Here is a 15,898-nt window from a genome sequence, read left to right on the forward strand (position 1 = left end):
CGCCTCCTCGCTCGGTGCCCGGAACCATCGGGTGCCACCACCGGAAGCGGTCGCTGCGTCTCCCCATCTCCCCGCTCACCGTCCGGGACGGCGGCTCGCGGCTGGATGTCGCACCTGCCGGGGCAGGCCCCCGGTCGGGGCGGCGTCACGGGGCCAGGTCCCTCGGCCGCTCTCGATGAGTCAACGCTTCACAATCTATAGCAACGTTACTTCACTCTTGCAAGTGTTGGCCCCGGTCAGCCCGTGTTCCGCAGCGCCGCCGCGATCCCGGAGATCGAGCGGAGCAACGGCCGCAGGGCCTGCTCCTCACCTGCCCTCCAGCGCTCGAGCAGCTCCACCTGGATCGCGTTCATCGGGTCGACGTACGGATTGCGCAGCCGGATCGACTGCTGCAGCACGGGCTGCCGGTCGAGCAGCTCACGCGCCTCGACGATCTCGAGCACGACGTCCCGCGCGCGATCGTGCTCCTCTCGAAGCACGCCGAACACGCGCGTCGCGAGCGCGGAGTCCTCGACCAGCCGCAGATAGCGCTCGGCGATCTCCATGCTCGACTTCGCGAGCGACATCTCGAGGCTCTCGACGAGCGCGCGGAAGAAGGGCCATTCCGCATAGAACCCCCGCAGCTCCTCGACGCGAGCCGTCGCGAGCCCCGTCCCCGCGCCGAGCCAGGCCGGCACGATGCATCTCGTCTGCGTCCAGGAGAAGACCCAGGGGATCGCCCGCAGCGACCCGAGCTCGTTCTTCCCCGCACCTCCCGGCCGCGAGACGGGACGCGAGCCGATCTCCAGCAGACCGAGCTCGTCGAGCGGCGTGAAGGCCCGCAGGAAGCGGGGCAGCTCCGGATCCTCCCAGACGACCGCCCGGTAGCTCGCGTGAGCTGCGCGCGAGACCGCGTCGATCGTCTCCCGTGCCCCCGGCGGAGCCTCCTCCGCCACCTGGTTCGGGAGCGCGGTGAGGAGCGTGGCGGCGACCGCCGCCTCGAGGTTCCTCCGCGCGAGCCCCGGGAGCCCGTACTTGAACGCGATCGTCTCTCCTTGCTCCGTGAGCTTCAGCCGGCCGTCGACCGCGTTGGGCGGCTGCGCCAGGATCGCCGCGTAGGTCGGCCCTCCGCCCCGCCCCGCGCTCCCACCCCGGCCGTGGAACACGGTCAGCTCGACGCCCCGCTCGCCCGCCAGCCACGCGAGAGCCTCCTGCGCGCGGAAGATCTCCCACTGCGCGGTGATCACGCCCCCGTCCTTGCCCGAGTCGGAGTAGCCGACCATCACCTCGAGCCGGCGGCGCGGGCTGCGATCGAGCAGGTCCCCGACCAGCGCTTCCGCGCCGCGCAGGTCGTCGATCGTCTCGAGCAGCGGAACGACGTCCAGCTCGAGGCCCGCGTCGGCCGCCAGCGACTCGGCGAGCAGGACGTCGTCGGCCGAGCGCGTCATCGAGACGATCAGCGTGTCGATCGCCTCCCGGCCGCGCCGGCGCTGGAGCCGTGCCGCTTCCTCCAGCACCGCGGCGACGCCTTCCGGGTCCTCGCGCAACGTGCGCGAGTGCAGCCGGAGGTCGAGCGAGGGGCCGGTGAGCCCGAAGACCTCGAGTCGCCGCCGGAGCGCCGCCAGCCCCCCGTCCGCCACACGCGTGCCACCGTGGGCGCGAAGGCTCGACTCGATCAGGTCGAGCTCGCGCTCGAGGTCGGCGGTCGACGCATACCCGTCAGCGCCGAGCCGTTCCCAGATCGACGTGAGCCTGCGGCGGTAGGGCTCGGTCGGGTTCGCGCTGTCGGGCAGGTCGACTGCGGCGACCTCGGGATCGGCGTCGACGAGCGTCGTCGACATCCCCCACGACGCGGCGAGCTCGCGCACGTCGCGACGGAAAAGCTCCCGGACCACGGCCGATCCTCGCTCGACCGCCTCGCGAACGGTCTCCGCCCCGGCGTTGGGATTGCCGTCCAGGTCGCCGCCGATCCACGTGCCGAAGCGGAGCGGCATCCCCGGCAGGCGCTCCTGCCAGGTGGCGGCGAGGTCGGGAGCGGCGTCCCAGAGGCTCTCCTCGAGGAACCAGAGGCCCTGCCGGATCTCGTCCACGACCCGAGGCCGCTCGGAGCGGACCTCGTCCGTCTGCCAGAGGATCGTGATCTCCTCCGCGAGGGCTTCCTCGCGAGAGGAGCGCTCGTCAGGCGTCAGGCGAGGATCGTCCAGCTCGTCCAGGAGACGTGCGATGCGGCGGTGCTTCTCCAGGATCGTGCGCGGGAGCGCCTCGGTCGGGTGCGCGGTCAGGACAAGCTCGACCGAGACGCGCCCCGCCGCCGCAGCGACGTCCTCTGCGCTCACGCCCTCGTGGTCGAGCAGCTCGAGCGCCTCGTCGAGCGACTCGCGCAGCCTCCCTCCCTCTCGCTCGATCTCACGCCGACGGCGCGTGCGGTGGTGCTGCTCGGCGATGTTCGCGAGGTGGAAGTAGACGGTGAACGCCCGGAGGACGACCGCCTGCGTGTCGACGTCGAGTTGCGCGATCGCCTCCGCGAGCGCCCTCGCCGCGCCCGTGTCGCCGCGCCTGCCGAGGCGGGCGAGCAGGCGGACACGCTCCTCGAGACGGTAGACGTCCTCGCCCTCCTGCTCGGTGAGCACGCGGCCCAGGATCCCGCCGAGCAGGCGCACGTTGGCGCGGAGCGCGGCGTCGTGCGTGCGGTCCGCTGTCCCGCTCACCGCCCCACTCTGCCCACTCCGGAGCCGGGGCGTGGCGTGGGGACTAGGCCGGCGTGTCGGCGCGCTGAGCCACGAGGGCGCGCGCCGAGCGCATCGCGCCGACGGGGCGGGCGGTGCGGAAGAGCAGCATCAGCGCGACGATCCCGACTGTGGTGTTCACGGCGGTCAGGCCGACCTGCATGCCGAGGGAGAACGAGACGGCAGTCGCGGCGGAGACGGCTCCCTGCAGCGCGTACGTGGCGAGCACCTGCTGCGTCCCGGCGCCACCCGGCACCGGCACCATCGTCGACGCGCCGTTCAACACGACCACGAGTGTGGCCGTGGCGAGGCTCGCCTCGATCCCGAACGCGCCGAGCACGAAGAAGACGACCCCGATGCGGCACCACCATGCGGCAGCCTGGAACGGTGCGACCGTGCAGAGGTAGCGGCCGGGCCGGCGGACGACCGCGAGGCCCTGGGCCGCCCGGTCGACGAGCCGGCGGGCACGCTCGGGACGGAGCCGATAGGCGAGGGCCACGGCGGTGACAGCCGCCGCCGCGCCGCCGAGCACGAACTCGATCGATCCGAGGCCGGGGGCGGGGAGCGCCGGGAGGACGCCGCAGGCCCAGAGGACGCACACGAGGGAGCCGCCGATCAGCGCATCCGCCACGAGCACGACCGAGAGCGATGCCGCGACCGTGGGCACGGTCGCGCCAGGGATCCGCGACCGCGCGATCAGCACCTTGGCGACCTCACCGCCGCGGGCGGGGATGAACGCGTTGACCGCGACCCCGGCGGCGTAGGCGCCGCCGATCGAGAGGAACGGAACGCGCCTTCCCGGATACGCCGCGACGAGCACGCCCCGCCACGCGAGCGCGCGGAAGACGAGCGTCAGGAGCTGCAGGCAGAGAGCGGGGGCGAGGTAGCGGGCGTCGACCTCGCCGAACCGGCCAGGCACGGACCACACCGCGTCGACGAACGAGCCGAGGAAGCTCACGCGTGGGCCGCCGCAACCCGCGCGATGGTGCCTGCACGATCGCTGATCAGCCCGTCGACCCCCATCCGCACGAGCTCGCGTGCGCGGCCCGGGACGTTGACGGGCCACGTGAGCACGAGCCCGGCGACCGAGCGGAGCTCGGCGACCACGCGATCGTCGAGGAGGCGCTCGTGGATGGAGACGCCGTCGAGCCGCTGCCCTGCGAACCGGTCGAGCAGCGTGGCCAGCTGACGACGGCTCCCGACCGAGGCCACGCGGCGGACGGGAAGCCCGTCGAAGGCCTCCAGCAGCCGCCACGAGCGTGCGCACACGGTGAACCGGCGTCCGGGCAGATACGGCTCGAGCTCGGCACGGACCAGCTCCGCCAGCCGCATCCTCGAGCCCTTGAGGTCGAGCATCAGCTCGGACGCAGCTTCGCGCGCGCGGAGGAGCTCGGACAACACGAGTCGGGGCCTCAGCGGGGAGGCGAGCTCCCACCGGTCCCAGTACAGCGGCAAGGGGCCGACCGTCTTCAGGTGACGGATCTCGGGACGCCCGTGGAACAGGCGCACGTCCGCCTCGATCAGCGCGACGTCGAGGCGCTCCGCCTCACGCAGCCTGTCCAGGCAGTTCCCGGCCCGATGCGCGACGACGAACGCGTGCATGCGAGCGCGGGGGTCCCCCTCGATCCCCTGAGGTCCCATCGAGCCGCAGTGTAGATGCGTTTCGGCGTCCCTGGATCCAAATCGCGATCGCGAGCCCGACGAGGACGACCAGGACGCCTCCCGCGACATCGATCACGAAGTGGTTGGCCGTGAGGACGACGGCGAGCGACATCGCGATGGGGAGCGCGAGGGCGACCAGCCGGAGGGCGACGCCCGCGACGGCCATCGCGACGACGATCGCCACCAGCAGGTTCCAGCCCGCGTGCAGGCTGGGGAACGCGGCGTACTGGTTCGTGAGCCCGGGCGGCTGGAGCGCCCGATAGGCGTCCGAGCGCTGGGTGACGGTGTCGACGAGCCCCATGTCGATCAGCCGCGGCGGCGCGACCGGGAACAGCGCGAAGAACGCGAACCCGATCAGCCCGGAGGCGAACATCGCGTTCCGCAGGAGGTAGTAGTGGCTGCGACGGTGGATAAAGAGGACCGTCGCCACGCCCAGGATGACGGGCCAGTGGCCCCAGATGTACACCCAGTTCGCGAGCGTCACGACCGCATCGCTCCGGACCGTTGCGGACTGGAGCGCCGACTCCCAGTCGATCCCGAGCCACCGCTCGAGCTCGACGAGCCGGTCTGCGTTCACAAAGGCCGTGTCGGCGTTCCCCGCCGTGAGGTTGCGGATGCCGAAGTAGAGGAGCATCGCGGCGGCGATCAGCCCCGCTTCGGCGCCGAGCCCCTTGAGGCCCGATACGGGCTTGGTTCCGGTCGATTCAGCCGGATCGAGCGTCCGGAGCTCCGACCCGTTCGACACCATCTCCACGACCTCCAGGATCGAGTCTCGCGCACACCTGAGCCCGGCGCATCCGGGAACTCCCGGACCCGGGCTGCGGGCCGTCCCGCGCGAATCCCTCGGAGTGGGGGTCTGTTCTCCCCCCGGTGATGCCGATTCCGCGCTTCATGCGGCGCATCGCGCTCACCTTCGGGCTGCTCGTTTTCCTGCTGCTGCCGGCGAGCGCGGCGGCGTCGCAGCTGATCGCGCGGGACGCGAAAGACGTGACGCTGCAGGTCAATGCGCGCGGCCAGGCGCTGATCGGCTACCACGCGAAGGGCAGGCGCTGGACGGTCCTCGCGTGGGGCGCGATCAACGCACGCCACCCGGCGCCGGACAGGCCGCAGGTCGCCTTCCGGGTCGACTACTCCGGCGGGCGGGGCACGTACCGCAAGACCCTGTCCCGCGGGTTCGCCGGCGTGTGCCGTCCGTACGCGGGACCGGCTCTCCAGTGGTTCGTCACGGGGTGCACGATGCCCGACGGCAGCCACTGGGCCCTGCAGGCATGGCAGCGCGGGCTGCCGAACCTCGGGCTCGACCCGTGGCGGCCGCTCCAGGCCTCCTGGGAGCTCCGCCTCAGCCGCTGGAACGGCGAACTGCCGAAGCTCGAGCTCTGGACGAACTGGGCGTACCGCCAGCGGTTCGACCACCTCTTCGGCCGGCTGACCTACCTCGGGCAACCTGTCTACGGCTTCCTGTCGTCGGCGAAGGGTGCGCCGGCGGACGGCTTCGGCCGCAACGTCTACGTCGACACGTACAACTCGGCCTACGGTCCCGGCTGGAGGCGCGAGAACAGCTTCCTCTCGCACCGCGGGACCGGGGTGTTCTGTTACGGGTTCTATCCTCACGACCCGTACCCCGGTTACCCGGCGGTCGGGCGGCGACCCGCGGGGAAGGGCGAGCGCTACCGCGCGACGGTCGTCGGGCCGGGCGTGCTCCCGGACGTGACGTGGGAAGGCGCCGCCCCCGGGGCGTACGACGCCGGCGTCGACCGACAGCTCGCCGACGCCCAGCGCGCCCTGTACGGCTCCGACACCCGCTGCAAGCCCGTCTGATCCCCGTACGATCGGCCGGTGGTCGCGCCCGGACCGATCGACGCAGTCGTCTTCGACATGGACGGCGTGCTCGTCGACACCGAGCACCTCTGGGACGAGGTGCGCGAGGAGCTGACCGAGGAATGGGGCGGGCGTTACACGCCGGAGGCCCAGGAGGCGATGATGGGGATGAGCTCGCCGGAGTGGTCGCGCTACCTCCACGAGGTCGTCGGGCTCCGCGAGCCGCCGGAGGTGATCAACGAGGAGGTCGTGCGGCGGATGCTCGCCCGCTACGAGACCGAACTCCCGGTCGTGCCCGGCGCAGTCGAGGCCGTGCATCGCCTCTCGTCGGCCGGCCTTCGCCTGGCGCTCGCCTCGTCCTCGAACCGCGAGCTGATCGACGCGGTGCTACGCCGCCTCGACCTCACCTCGTACTTCGAGCTGACGGTCTCCTCGGAGGAGGTTGAGCGGGGCAAGCCTGCGCCGGACGTGTACCTCGAGGTTGCCCGTCGGCTCGGCGTCGAGCCGTCGCGTTGTGCGGCGGTGGAGGACTCCGCCAGCGGGATCCGCGCCGCGCACGCCGCGGGGCTGCACGTCGTCGCGTACCCGAACCGCCACTACCCCCCGGCCGAAGACGTGCTCGCGCTCGCGGACGCCGTGGTCGAGTCGCTGGCCGCCGTGCACGCCGATCTCGGTCGCGGATGACCGTGCTTCCGACGCGGACGTCGTGCCCGTCGTGCGGCGGTGATTCGCTCGCACCCATCCTTCACTGGCCGTCGATTCCCGTGAACGCGGCGCTCTTCCCCGCGACCCTCGAGGAGTCGCTCGCAATCCCTCGGGGATCGTTCCGGCTCGTGGTCTGCCAGACCTGCGGGCTGATCTTCAACGCCGATCACGACGAAGCGCTCGTGGAGTACTCGCCGCGCTGCGTCGAGACACAGGGCTGCTCACCGAGGAGCCGCGCGTTCACCGATGCGCTCGCCCAGGAGTGGGTCGATCGGTACTCGCTGCGCGGCGCCGCGATCCTCGAGGTCGGCTCCGGGCCTGAGGCCGGCTTCCTCCGGACGATGTGCGAACTGACCGGCAGCACCGGGATCGGCATCGACCCCGCCTGCACGCCGGGGAGCGACGGGGCCGTGACGTTGCTGGCCGAGAGGTTCACCTCCGCCCACGCCGGCCTTCCGGGCGGCGCTCTCGTCTGCCGTCACACCCTGGAGCACATCCCCGAGGTGGGCGCGTTCCTCGGGGCGATGCGGGCGTGGGCGGAGCGTCACGCCGAGGCACCGCTCCTGTTCGAGCTACCCGACGCCGGGCGCATCCTCCGGGAGGGCGCCTTCTGGGACGTGTACTACGAGCACTGCTCGTACTTCACCGCGGCCACGGTCGAGTCGGCGTTCCGGCTCGCCGGTCTCGAGCCCGAGTGGACGAGGATCGAGTTCGACGACCAGTACCTCGTCGTCGAGGCCCGCCTCGCACCCGAGCCCCGCCGGGCATTCGAGCAGGCAGCCCCGGCCGTCCAGGCCGCAATCGCGTTCGCCGACACGAGCTCCAGGCGGATCGACCAGTCCGCTCGCGCACTTCGCGATCTTGCCCGCGACGGCCGAGTCGTCTTGTGGCAGGCGGGCGGGAAAGCTCTGGCACTGCTCACGGTGACGGACGTCGGCGAGGCTGTTGCGGGCGTCGTCGACGGTAACCCGGCCAAGCGCGGCCTCTACCTGCCCGGGACGACCCGTCGGATTCACGGCCCGCAGGATGTGCCGGCACTCGCTCCTCGACACGTGGTCGTGATGAACCCCGTCTACGTGGAGGAGATCGGAGCCTCCCTCGCGCAGGCGGGGGTCACGGCGAACGTCACGGCGCTGGAAGCGCTCCTCGACTAGCGCGAGGCAGCCTGCGATGATCGGCGCAACTCGTCGTTCAGCTCGCCGGAGTCCAGCAGCCGCCTCAGCTGCCTCAGGCGGACGAAGCGGTATCCGTCGAACTCCTCCCGCGTCAGTCCTGCGCGGCGGTACGCGTCGACGAGCTCGACGGCGCCGCGATGGGCAGTCCATTCGAGGACCAGTTCGGGGAACGCACGCTCGAGCTTCCCGAAGTCGACCCGGTAGCTTCTCGGGTCGGTGCCCGCGCCCTCCGCATATGTCACTTCGCACTCCGGCATCACTTCCCGAACGACCTCGGCGAGATCGCGGATCCGGTAGTTCTGCTCGGCCGAGCCGATGTTGAAAGCCTCGCCGCGTATCGCCTCGGCCGGCGCTTCGAGCAACGCGATCGCCGCCGCAGAGATGTCGCGAATGTGCACCAACGGACGCCATGCCGTCCCGTCGCTCTGAAGGTTGATGGCACCCGTCGTGTGGGCCCAGCCGACGAGGTTGTTGAGCACGATGTCCAGCCGCAGACGCGGGGAGGCTCCGTAGGCGGTCGCGTTCCGCATCGACACCGGCGCGAAGCCGGAGTCCGCAAGCTCGAACAGCGCCTCCTCGGCGCGCACCTTCGACTCTGCGTATGCGGTGAGAGGCCGAAGCGGCGCCTCCTCCGAGACGAGCTCGTCGCCCGAGGCTGCCCCGTACATCGAGCACGACGACGCGAACACGAATGTGCCCACGCCCGCCTCCTTGGCCCGTCGGGCGAGGTCGACCGAACCGTCGAGGTTGATGTCGTAGGTCCAGTCGGGATTGAGGTCGCCGATCGGGTCGTTGGAGAGCGCCGCCAGGTGGATGACGGCGTCGAACCCGGTGAGCTCGGCGACGCTGACGTCGCGCACGTCGCGCTCGACGGCGGGAGCCCAGTCGACCGGTGACCCGAGGTCGCATCCCCGATAGAAGTACGCGTCGAGACCGGTGACCTCGTGGCCGGACTCCGCAACGAGAGGCGCGAGCACGGAGCCGATGTACCCGTGATGGCCGGTGACGAGGATCTTCACAACGACACCGGGACCTTACGGGCGACGAATGCTTCGGCGTATCCACTCGGCGAACGGCACTCCATGCCCCGGATTCTCATCAGACCGAGGAACACCTCGGCGTCGAACCAGTGCTTGTCCCGCTGGGTGGCGAACGACGAGAGGAGCCGCTCGACCTTCTCTCGCGCGAGCTCCGCACTCACGGGGACGAAGAGGTTCGGCGTGCCGAGGTCTCCGTCGACCTTGGGGATCTCGTACTCGAGCACGAGATGATCGCGAAAGGTGTTCCACGTCAGCTCGCACGCGAGCCGGTGGTCCTGATGGAGGTCCGCGCGCGTGTGCGTCAGCACGAGGTCGGGCTCGACACGCTTCAGCTCCTCGAACGCCTCCTTGACCGCCTCGCCCCGATAGGGCATGAACCCGTCCCGAAACCCGTGGAGGACGATCTCGGTGTGCGCGGCGCCGGCGAGGAAGCTCTCGGCGCTCGCACGTGCCTCGGCCTCCCGGTCACCCGCTGCGGCGAGCACCACCCAGGTCACGTCGAGGCCAGGACGCTCGCGCGTCAGGGCGAGGAGCGTCGCGCCGCAGCCGATCTCCACGTCGTCGGCGTGGCATCCGATCGCGAGCACGCGCCGGAGCGGCGTCTCGCCGCCGAGGAGGGCAAGGGAACGCATCACCCGATGGTCTGCTCGCGTACCACGTGCAGCCCGACCTGCCGCCACGGGGCGCGACCGGACTCGTGAAGCGCTTCCAGCCGCTGCCGGTCCTTGATCGTGTCCATCGGCCCGAAGAAGCCCTCGTACGGGAATGCGACCACCTCGCCGCGCGGGATCAGACGCGCGAACGTCTCCTCGACCAGCTCGTCCCCCGGCTCGATGTTGTCGAGCAGCTCCCTGCGGCACACGAAGAACCCTCCGTTGATCCTCACGTCCGAGTGGCTCATGTCCTCCACGGACATCACGATTCCCTGCTCGTCGGTGATGACGCGGTGGGCGTTGAACTGCGGGTGCACGGAGAGGAACTGGATGAGCCGCCCCGAGGCCCGGAACGAGTCCACCATCTCGTCGAGCGGCGCGTCCGTGAGCCCGTCGCCGTAGGTCGCGAGGAACGAGTCGTCGTCGTTCAGGTACGGCTCCACCGCCTTGAGCCGCTCGCCGATCGTCGCCTGCATCCCCGTGTCTACGAACGTGATGCGCCAGTCGCGCACGTCACGCTGGAGCAACTCGATGCGTGCGTCCGCGCCGTGGCCCTCGAGCACGAAGTCGTTGAAGAGCGCCTCGTTGTAATTGAGGAAGTACTCACGGATGACGTCGCCCTTGTATCCAAGGCAGAGAACGAACTCGTGGTGCCCCCACGACGCGTAGTAGCGCATGATCTCCCACAGGATGGGGCGGTTGCCGATCGGGATCATCGGCTTCGGGATGCGCTGCGTCTCCTCCCCCATGCGGACGCCCAGCCCCCCGCAGAAGATCACGACCTTCATCGCGACGGGCCCACCCCGGGAACGGAACCTGGGGCGAACGAGGTGGCGGTCGGGATCGGGACGACGAGCTGTGCGCCCCATTCGGCCGTGTAGGCCAGTTGCTCGCTGATCTCACGCGCAAGGTTCCAGGGCAACACGACGATCACGTCCGGCTTCGTCTCGGCGATCTTCTGAGGCTGGTGGATCGGGATATGGGTTCCGGGTGTGTGCTTGCCCTGCTTGTACGGGTTGCGATCGACGGTGTAGTCGAGGAAGTCCGTTCGGATCCCGCAGTAGTTGAGGAGCGTGTTTCCCTTCCCCGGCGCTCCGTACCCGACCACCTGCTTCTCCTGCCGGCGCAGCTCGACCAGCAACTCGAGGAGCGCACGCTTCGACTCTCGCACGCCCTCGGCGAAGCGTCTGTAGGTCTCCGGGTCGCGCATTCCCAGCTCGTCCTCGCGGTCGAGGAGCCCGACGACGGCGAGGGACGGCCCGGCGCCCGCACCGGCGTGCTGGAGGTACACGCGCAGCGACCCACCGTGGCTCGGCAGCTCCTCGACGTCGACGAGCTCGAGCCCCTGCACTCCGAAGATGGCCCTGATCGCGTGGAGCGAGAAGTACGAGAAGTGCTCGTGGTAGATCGTGTCGTACTCGAGGTGCTCGATCAGCTTGGCGAGGTGCGGGAACTCGAACGTCGCCGTCCCGCCCGGAGCGAGGAGCGCCGCGACGCCCGCGACGAAGTCGTTGACGTCGGGAACCTGAGCGAGGACGTTGTTCCCGAGCACCAGATCCGCATGCCCGCGCTCCTCGGCGAGGCTTCGCCCGAGCTCCGCGCCGAAGAACTCGGTGATCGTCGGAACGCCTTTCGCGATCGCGGCCTCCGCGACGTTCAGCGCAGGTTCCACTCCGAGCACGGGGATCCCCCTCGGGAGGAAGTGCTGCAAGAGGTAGCCATCGTTCGAGGCCAGCTCGACGACGAGGCTGTCGCCGTCGAGGCCGAGCCGCTCCGTGATCGCGTCGACGTAGCGGCGCGCGTGCTCCACCCACGAGTCCGAGTACGCCGAGAAGTAGGCGTACTCGGTGAAGATGTCCGCGGGGGGAACGAACTCGGGGATCTGCACGAGCCAGCAGCGCTCGCACGCGCGCACGTGGAGCGGGTAGAACACCTCGCCCTGCTCCAGTTGCTCGGTGGTGAGCACCGTCTGGCAGAGCGGCGACTTGCCGAGATCGACGACCGTCAGCCGTAGCGGGGCGCCACAGTGACGGCATGCGGTCGCACCCGGCACGCTCGAGGTATCGGGGCGCGACGAGGTTTTCGGATCGGCTGCCACTCTTGCATTCTGTCTGTCAACCGGCGCCTGTCGAGACCTGACCCGCTAGACCGGGCTTCGTCCTACCGCTGGTGATGACTTGCGACAAGGCAACCCCTGAGTACTGTGAAGAGAGTTCGCGCGGGGTGCGCGCGAAAACGTTCATGGGAGAGGGGGACATCACATGGTGAGGCTTCTGGTACTCCTGGGTGGGGTGGCGGCCGCGCTGATCGTCGCTGGAGTCTCGTTCGCGACGCACAACTACAGCGGCACTGCTGACGACGTCACGATCGTCGGTAAGGGCCCGGACAACCCGGGTGGCAACGCCTACTGCCCGGCGAACACGATCCTCGGCCCGAAGATCGACCCTGGCGCGAACTACAGCGACCAGTACCTCACGATCTCGGGGTACGACGGGAACACGTTCGACTGGGCGTTCACGGCGCTCGGCAGCCATGCGTACGACATGGCCGTCGTGATCGTCAAGGGCGGCCCGAACTCGGCCGTCTACACGTACGACTACACCGCGGGCACGTCGTTCGACGACAGCGACTCGAACCTGTCGGCGCCGACCAATCCGGCCAACGGCAAGGACTATGGGATCAGCCACATCCAGGTGTGTTACGACCCGAAGGGCGGCGGCGACAACTAGCGCGTCACCGCAGGACTCGAGCGAACGCCTCCGGGTAACCCGGGGGCGTTCGCGTTCTGCGCGGGGCGCGCAGGATCACGGCGCCCGCGATTGAACGCACAGCCGATGCGCCGCATCCTTCTTCTCGTCATCCTCGCGGCGCTCCCGGTGCTCGTCCTTGCCGGTGTCGCGGTCCGGGAGTACTGGCCCCACGACCCACCCCCTCCTCTCCCCGCGGCTCGCGATCCGCTCCTGCCGGACCTGACGATGGCGCCTCTCGCCGAGCTGGTCGGCGGTGTCACCGAGAAAGGCGGCGTTCAACAGATCCTCTTTTCGGCGAGTATCGCGAACCGCGGCCCCGGGCCGTTCATGATCAACGCCGTCCGCGGTGACGAGCGCGGCCAGTGGCGCGTCTCGCAGCGTTTCCGTGAGCCTGACGGCTCCACCACCGAGACCGCCACACCCGCGGACATGACCTGGGGAGGGCACGGTCACGATCACTGGCACGTTCGCATCGGCGCCGCATACGCCCTCTATACGCTTCCCGGCCTGCGCAGGGTTCGATCGCTCGAGAAGGTCGGTTACTGCTTCTTCGACCAGACGCCGCTCGATCTCGACGTCGACGGCGCTCAACGCGTTCCCGCGTACCCGAAGAGCGTCTGCAACGGGAAGTCGACGCTCGCTCTCGACATGGGCCTCTCTACGGGCTGGCAGGACCCGTATACGTGGGCGCTCCCGGATCAACGTCTCGACGTCACGGGCCTCCCCGACGGCCGGTACCGCCTGGAGGCGACCGCCGACCCCAACCGGTGGTTCCGCGAGACGGACGAGACGAACAACACGACCTGGACCGAGATCAGCCTCAAGACGAGCACGTACCCGCCCCAGGTGGAGGTCTTGCGGAACGCGCCGGCGCGCTGACGAGCGGAACGTCAGTCGGCGCGTCCGAGCAGCACGCACGCGTTGTGGCCGCCGAGGCCCATCGCGTTCGAGAGGGCGACGTCGACCTCGGCGCGGCGGGCCTCGTTCGGGACGTAGTCGAGGTCGCACTCCGGGTCGGGGCTCCGGTAGTTGATCGTCGGCGGCAGGACGCCGTCTCGGAGCGCGAGCGCGCACATCATCGCCTCGACCGCGCCCGCCGACCCGAAGCAGTGCCCCGTCACCGACTTCGTCGACGAGATCGCGAGCCTGTAGGCGTGGTCTCCGAAGACCTGCTTGAGCGCGCGCGTCTCCGCGAGGTCGCCGAGCGGCGTCGACGTCCCGTGGGCGTTGACATACCCGACCCGCTCCGGGGAGACGCCGGCGGCCTCGAGCGCGTCGCCGATCATCGCCGCGACGCCGAGCGCCTCCGGCTCCGGCTGGGCGAGGTGATGCGCGTCGTTCGAGGCCCCGTAGCCGAGCACCTCGGCGTAGATCTTTGCCCCTCGCGCACGGGCCGACTCCAGATCCTCCAGCACGAGGATGCACGCGCCCTCCCCCATCACGAACCCCGCGCGGGTCGCGTCGAACGGGCGCGACGCGCGCGTGGGATCCTCCTCCTCGGCGACGAGGCCGCGCATGGCACAGAAGCCGGCGAGGATCAGCGGCGTGATCGGCGCCTCGGTGCCGCCCGCGAGGACAACGTCCGCCTGGCCGCGACGGATCGAGGCGGCAGCCTCGCCGATCGCGGTCGAGCCGGTCGCGCACGCGGAGACCGGCGCGAAGTTCTGTCCCTTGAGGCCGAGCTGGATCGCGATCTGGCCGCTCGCCGTGTCGACGAGCACGGAGGGGATGAAGAAGGGCGAGACTCGGTCGGGGCCTCGCTCGGCGAAGACCTGCTGCTGGTGGGCGATGGTCGCGATCCCGCCGATTGCCGAGCCGACGAGGATCCCGACTCGGGCCGGGTCGATGCCGTCGAGCCCGGCGTCGTCCCAGGCCTCCTGGGCGGCCGCGACCGCGAGCACGACGTTGCGGTCCATGCGGCGAGCCTCCTTCGGAGGAACGAGCTCACCCGGATCGAATCCGCGAACCTCGGCTGCGATCCGCACCGGGTACTCCGACGCGTCGAACGACTCGATCCACCCCACGCCGCTGCGCCCTGAGACCGCAGCGTCCCAGGTCGAGGGGGCGTCGAGCCCGATCGGCGTGACCGCACCGAGACCGGTGATCGCAACCCTCCGCATGGCGCCGAGAGCCTACTCGGCGGACGCAGGCATGGACACGACGACGGGCAGCGCGCCGGCCTTCTCAGACCTCACTGCACGATTGGCGCGCGAGGGTCATGGGGTGCCCGTTCGTCGTGTGAGACTCACTCTAGGTCGATTCGGCTCACACGGGAAGAGGGCGGTACGGTAGCTCCGTGCCCCGCGCGCGCAGGAGCAGCGAGCCCGTCGAAAGGCCGGCGGATCTCGACCCGGCGATCCCCTTCCCGCCGATGGAGGCCGAGCTCGTTCGCGACCTGCCCGACGGGGCAGAGTGGCAGTACGAGCCCAAGTGGGACGGTTTTCGCGGTCTGCTCGAGAACGCCTCGGGCCAGCTGCGGCTCTGGTCGCGGAACGCGCGCCCTCTCCTCCGCTACTTCCCCGAGCTCCAGCCGCTCGGTGAGCTGCTTCCGCCCCGCTCGTGCCTGGACGGCGAGATCGTGATCGTGCGCGACGGCGTGCTCGACTTCGACGCGATGCAGACCCGCCTGCATCCGGCCGACAGCCGCGTCCGGAAGCTGTCGGCCGAGATCCCTGCGAGCTTCGTCGCCTTCGACGTCCTCCTCTGGGACGGCGAGGAGCACTGGCCCGAGACGCTCGCCGACCGCCGCGCGACGCTGGAAAGGGTCGCTTCGAGGTGCACGCTCTCGCCCGCGACGCCCGACCGCGACGAGGCGCTCGAATGGCTCTCGTCGTTCGAGGCGATCGGGCTCGATGGGGTGATCGCCAAGCGCCGCGACGAGCCGTATCGCGCCGGCGAGCGAACCGCGGTCGTGAAGGTCAAGCCGGAGAAGACCGCCGACTGCGTCGTCGCAGGCGTCCGCTGGAAGAGCGACGGCCAGCGCAGGATCGCCACGCTGCTCCTCGGCCTCTTCGACGACGACGGGGCGCTGGATTACGTCGGCTCCTCCGCGGTCGCGCCCGCGCGGCACGACGAGATCGCCGACGCCGTGCTCCCGCTGCTCGACAACGCGCCGGAGCGCCGCTTCTCAGAGCCGAACCGGTGGGGCGGCGGAGAGCTCGAGGAGGCCGCCGTCCGCCCCGAGCTCGTCGTCGAGGTGCGCTACGACAAGGTGCAGGGCCGCCGCTTCCGGCATGGCACGAAGCTCCTCAGGCTGCGGCCGGACAAGGACCCGTCGCAGTGCACGTGGCGGGAGCTTCGTCCACCGCTCGCTCCGGGCGACCCGCTGCTCGAGCGGCTCCTGCGGCCGTCGCCCACGCGCGACTGAGGCGGAGACGCCGCGAGGCGTGC

General features: G+C 70.4%; 15 protein-coding genes. 6 read left to right on the top strand and 9 right to left on the bottom strand.

Annotation, left to right across the window (positions count from 1 at the left end; all coding sequences use genetic code 11):
• Window positions 1-236: 236 nt before the first annotated feature.
• From VFO26_RS07010 to VFO26_RS07025, 4 genes are read right to left on the bottom strand one after another with little or no spacing between them, the layout of a single operon-like run.
• Complete coding sequence (locus VFO26_RS07010; RefSeq protein WP_325114206.1) at window positions 237-2,687, bottom strand: phosphoenolpyruvate carboxylase; 2,451 nt, start codon at window positions 2,685-2,687, stop codon at window positions 237-239.
• A gap of 43 nt (window positions 2,688-2,730) precedes the next feature.
• Entirely contained in the window at window positions 2,731-3,663 is a 933-nt protein-coding gene (locus tag VFO26_RS07015) for a lysylphosphatidylglycerol synthase transmembrane domain-containing protein (RefSeq protein ID WP_325114207.1), read from the bottom strand.
• Window positions 3,660-4,307, bottom strand: a complete 648-nt coding sequence (locus tag VFO26_RS07020; RefSeq protein ID WP_325114208.1) for a hypothetical protein — start codon at window positions 4,305-4,307, stop codon at window positions 3,660-3,662. The genes VFO26_RS07015 and VFO26_RS07020 overlap by 4 nt, the downstream gene beginning before the upstream one ends.
• On the bottom strand, window positions 4,252-5,115 hold the full coding sequence (locus tag VFO26_RS07025; protein WP_325114243.1) for a phosphatase PAP2 family protein: 864 nt from the start codon (window positions 5,113-5,115) through the stop codon (window positions 4,252-4,254). The genes VFO26_RS07020 and VFO26_RS07025 overlap by 56 nt, the downstream gene beginning before the upstream one ends.
• 125 nt (window positions 5,116-5,240) lie before the next feature.
• Between VFO26_RS07025 and VFO26_RS07030 the strand changes: the two genes are divergently transcribed.
• The 3 genes from VFO26_RS07030 to VFO26_RS07040 all read left to right on the top strand — a co-directional run bounded on the left by VFO26_RS07030 (window position 5,241) and on the right by VFO26_RS07040 (window position 8,044).
• Window positions 5,241-6,185 carry a hypothetical protein gene (locus VFO26_RS07030; protein ID WP_325114209.1) on the top strand — a complete coding sequence of 315 codons (945 nt, stop codon included), beginning with the start codon at window positions 5,241-5,243 and terminating at the stop codon, window positions 6,183-6,185.
• A gap of 18 nt (window positions 6,186-6,203) precedes the next feature.
• On the top strand, window positions 6,204-6,869 hold the full coding sequence (locus tag VFO26_RS07035) for an HAD family phosphatase (protein ID WP_325114210.1): 666 nt from the start codon (window positions 6,204-6,206) through the stop codon (window positions 6,867-6,869).
• 80 nt (window positions 6,870-6,949) lie between these two features.
• Window positions 6,950-8,044 carry a class I SAM-dependent methyltransferase gene (locus tag VFO26_RS07040; RefSeq protein ID WP_325114211.1) on the top strand — a complete coding sequence of 365 codons (1,095 nt, stop codon included), beginning with the start codon at window positions 6,950-6,952 and terminating at the stop codon, window positions 8,042-8,044.
• Here VFO26_RS07040 and VFO26_RS07045 read toward each other — a convergent pair.
• From VFO26_RS07045 to VFO26_RS07060, 4 genes are read right to left on the bottom strand one after another with little or no spacing between them, the layout of a single operon-like run.
• Entirely contained in the window at window positions 8,041-9,084 is a 1,044-nt protein-coding gene (locus tag VFO26_RS07045) for an SDR family oxidoreductase (RefSeq protein ID WP_325114212.1), read from the bottom strand. The genes VFO26_RS07040 and VFO26_RS07045 overlap by 4 nt on opposite strands.
• A complete protein-coding gene (locus tag VFO26_RS07050) occupies window positions 9,081-9,737 on the bottom strand; it encodes a PIG-L deacetylase family protein (RefSeq protein ID WP_325114213.1) in 657 nt (218 codons plus the stop codon). The genes VFO26_RS07045 and VFO26_RS07050 overlap by 4 nt, the downstream gene beginning before the upstream one ends.
• Entirely contained in the window at window positions 9,737-10,546 is an 810-nt protein-coding gene (locus tag VFO26_RS07055) for a hypothetical protein (protein WP_325114214.1), read from the bottom strand. Before VFO26_RS07055 ends, VFO26_RS07050 begins: the two co-directional genes overlap by 1 nt.
• Entirely contained in the window at window positions 10,543-11,811 is a 1,269-nt protein-coding gene (locus VFO26_RS07060; RefSeq protein WP_325114215.1) for a class I SAM-dependent methyltransferase, read from the bottom strand. The genes VFO26_RS07055 and VFO26_RS07060 overlap by 4 nt, the downstream gene beginning before the upstream one ends.
• 208 nt (window positions 11,812-12,019) lie before the next feature.
• On the opposite strand from VFO26_RS07060, the gene VFO26_RS07065 reads away from it, so the two are divergent.
• Entirely contained in the window at window positions 12,020-12,487 is a 468-nt protein-coding gene (locus VFO26_RS07065; RefSeq protein WP_325114216.1) for a hypothetical protein, read from the top strand.
• 105 nt (window positions 12,488-12,592) lie between these two features.
• Complete coding sequence (locus VFO26_RS07070; protein ID WP_325114218.1) at window positions 12,593-13,387, top strand: lysyl oxidase family protein; 795 nt, start codon at window positions 12,593-12,595, stop codon at window positions 13,385-13,387.
• 11 nt (window positions 13,388-13,398) lie between these two features.
• Here VFO26_RS07070 and fabF read toward each other — a convergent pair whose 3' ends face one another.
• The gene (fabF, locus tag VFO26_RS07075) at window positions 13,399-14,628 is read right to left on the bottom strand and encodes a beta-ketoacyl-ACP synthase II (RefSeq protein ID WP_325114219.1); all 1,230 of its coding nucleotides are present in this window, start codon (window positions 14,626-14,628) and stop codon (window positions 13,399-13,401) included.
• 176 nt (window positions 14,629-14,804) lie between these two features.
• On the opposite strand from fabF, the gene VFO26_RS07080 reads away from it, so the two are divergent.
• Window positions 14,805-15,875 (top strand): ATP-dependent DNA ligase, encoded by a 1,071-nt coding sequence (locus tag VFO26_RS07080; protein ID WP_325114220.1) that lies wholly within the window; start codon window positions 14,805-14,807, stop codon window positions 15,873-15,875.
• Window positions 15,876-15,898: the final 23 nt, after the last annotated feature.

Source organism: Gaiella sp. (assembly GCF_035710885.1).
GTDB lineage: Bacteria > Actinomycetota > Thermoleophilia > Gaiellales > Gaiellaceae > Gaiella.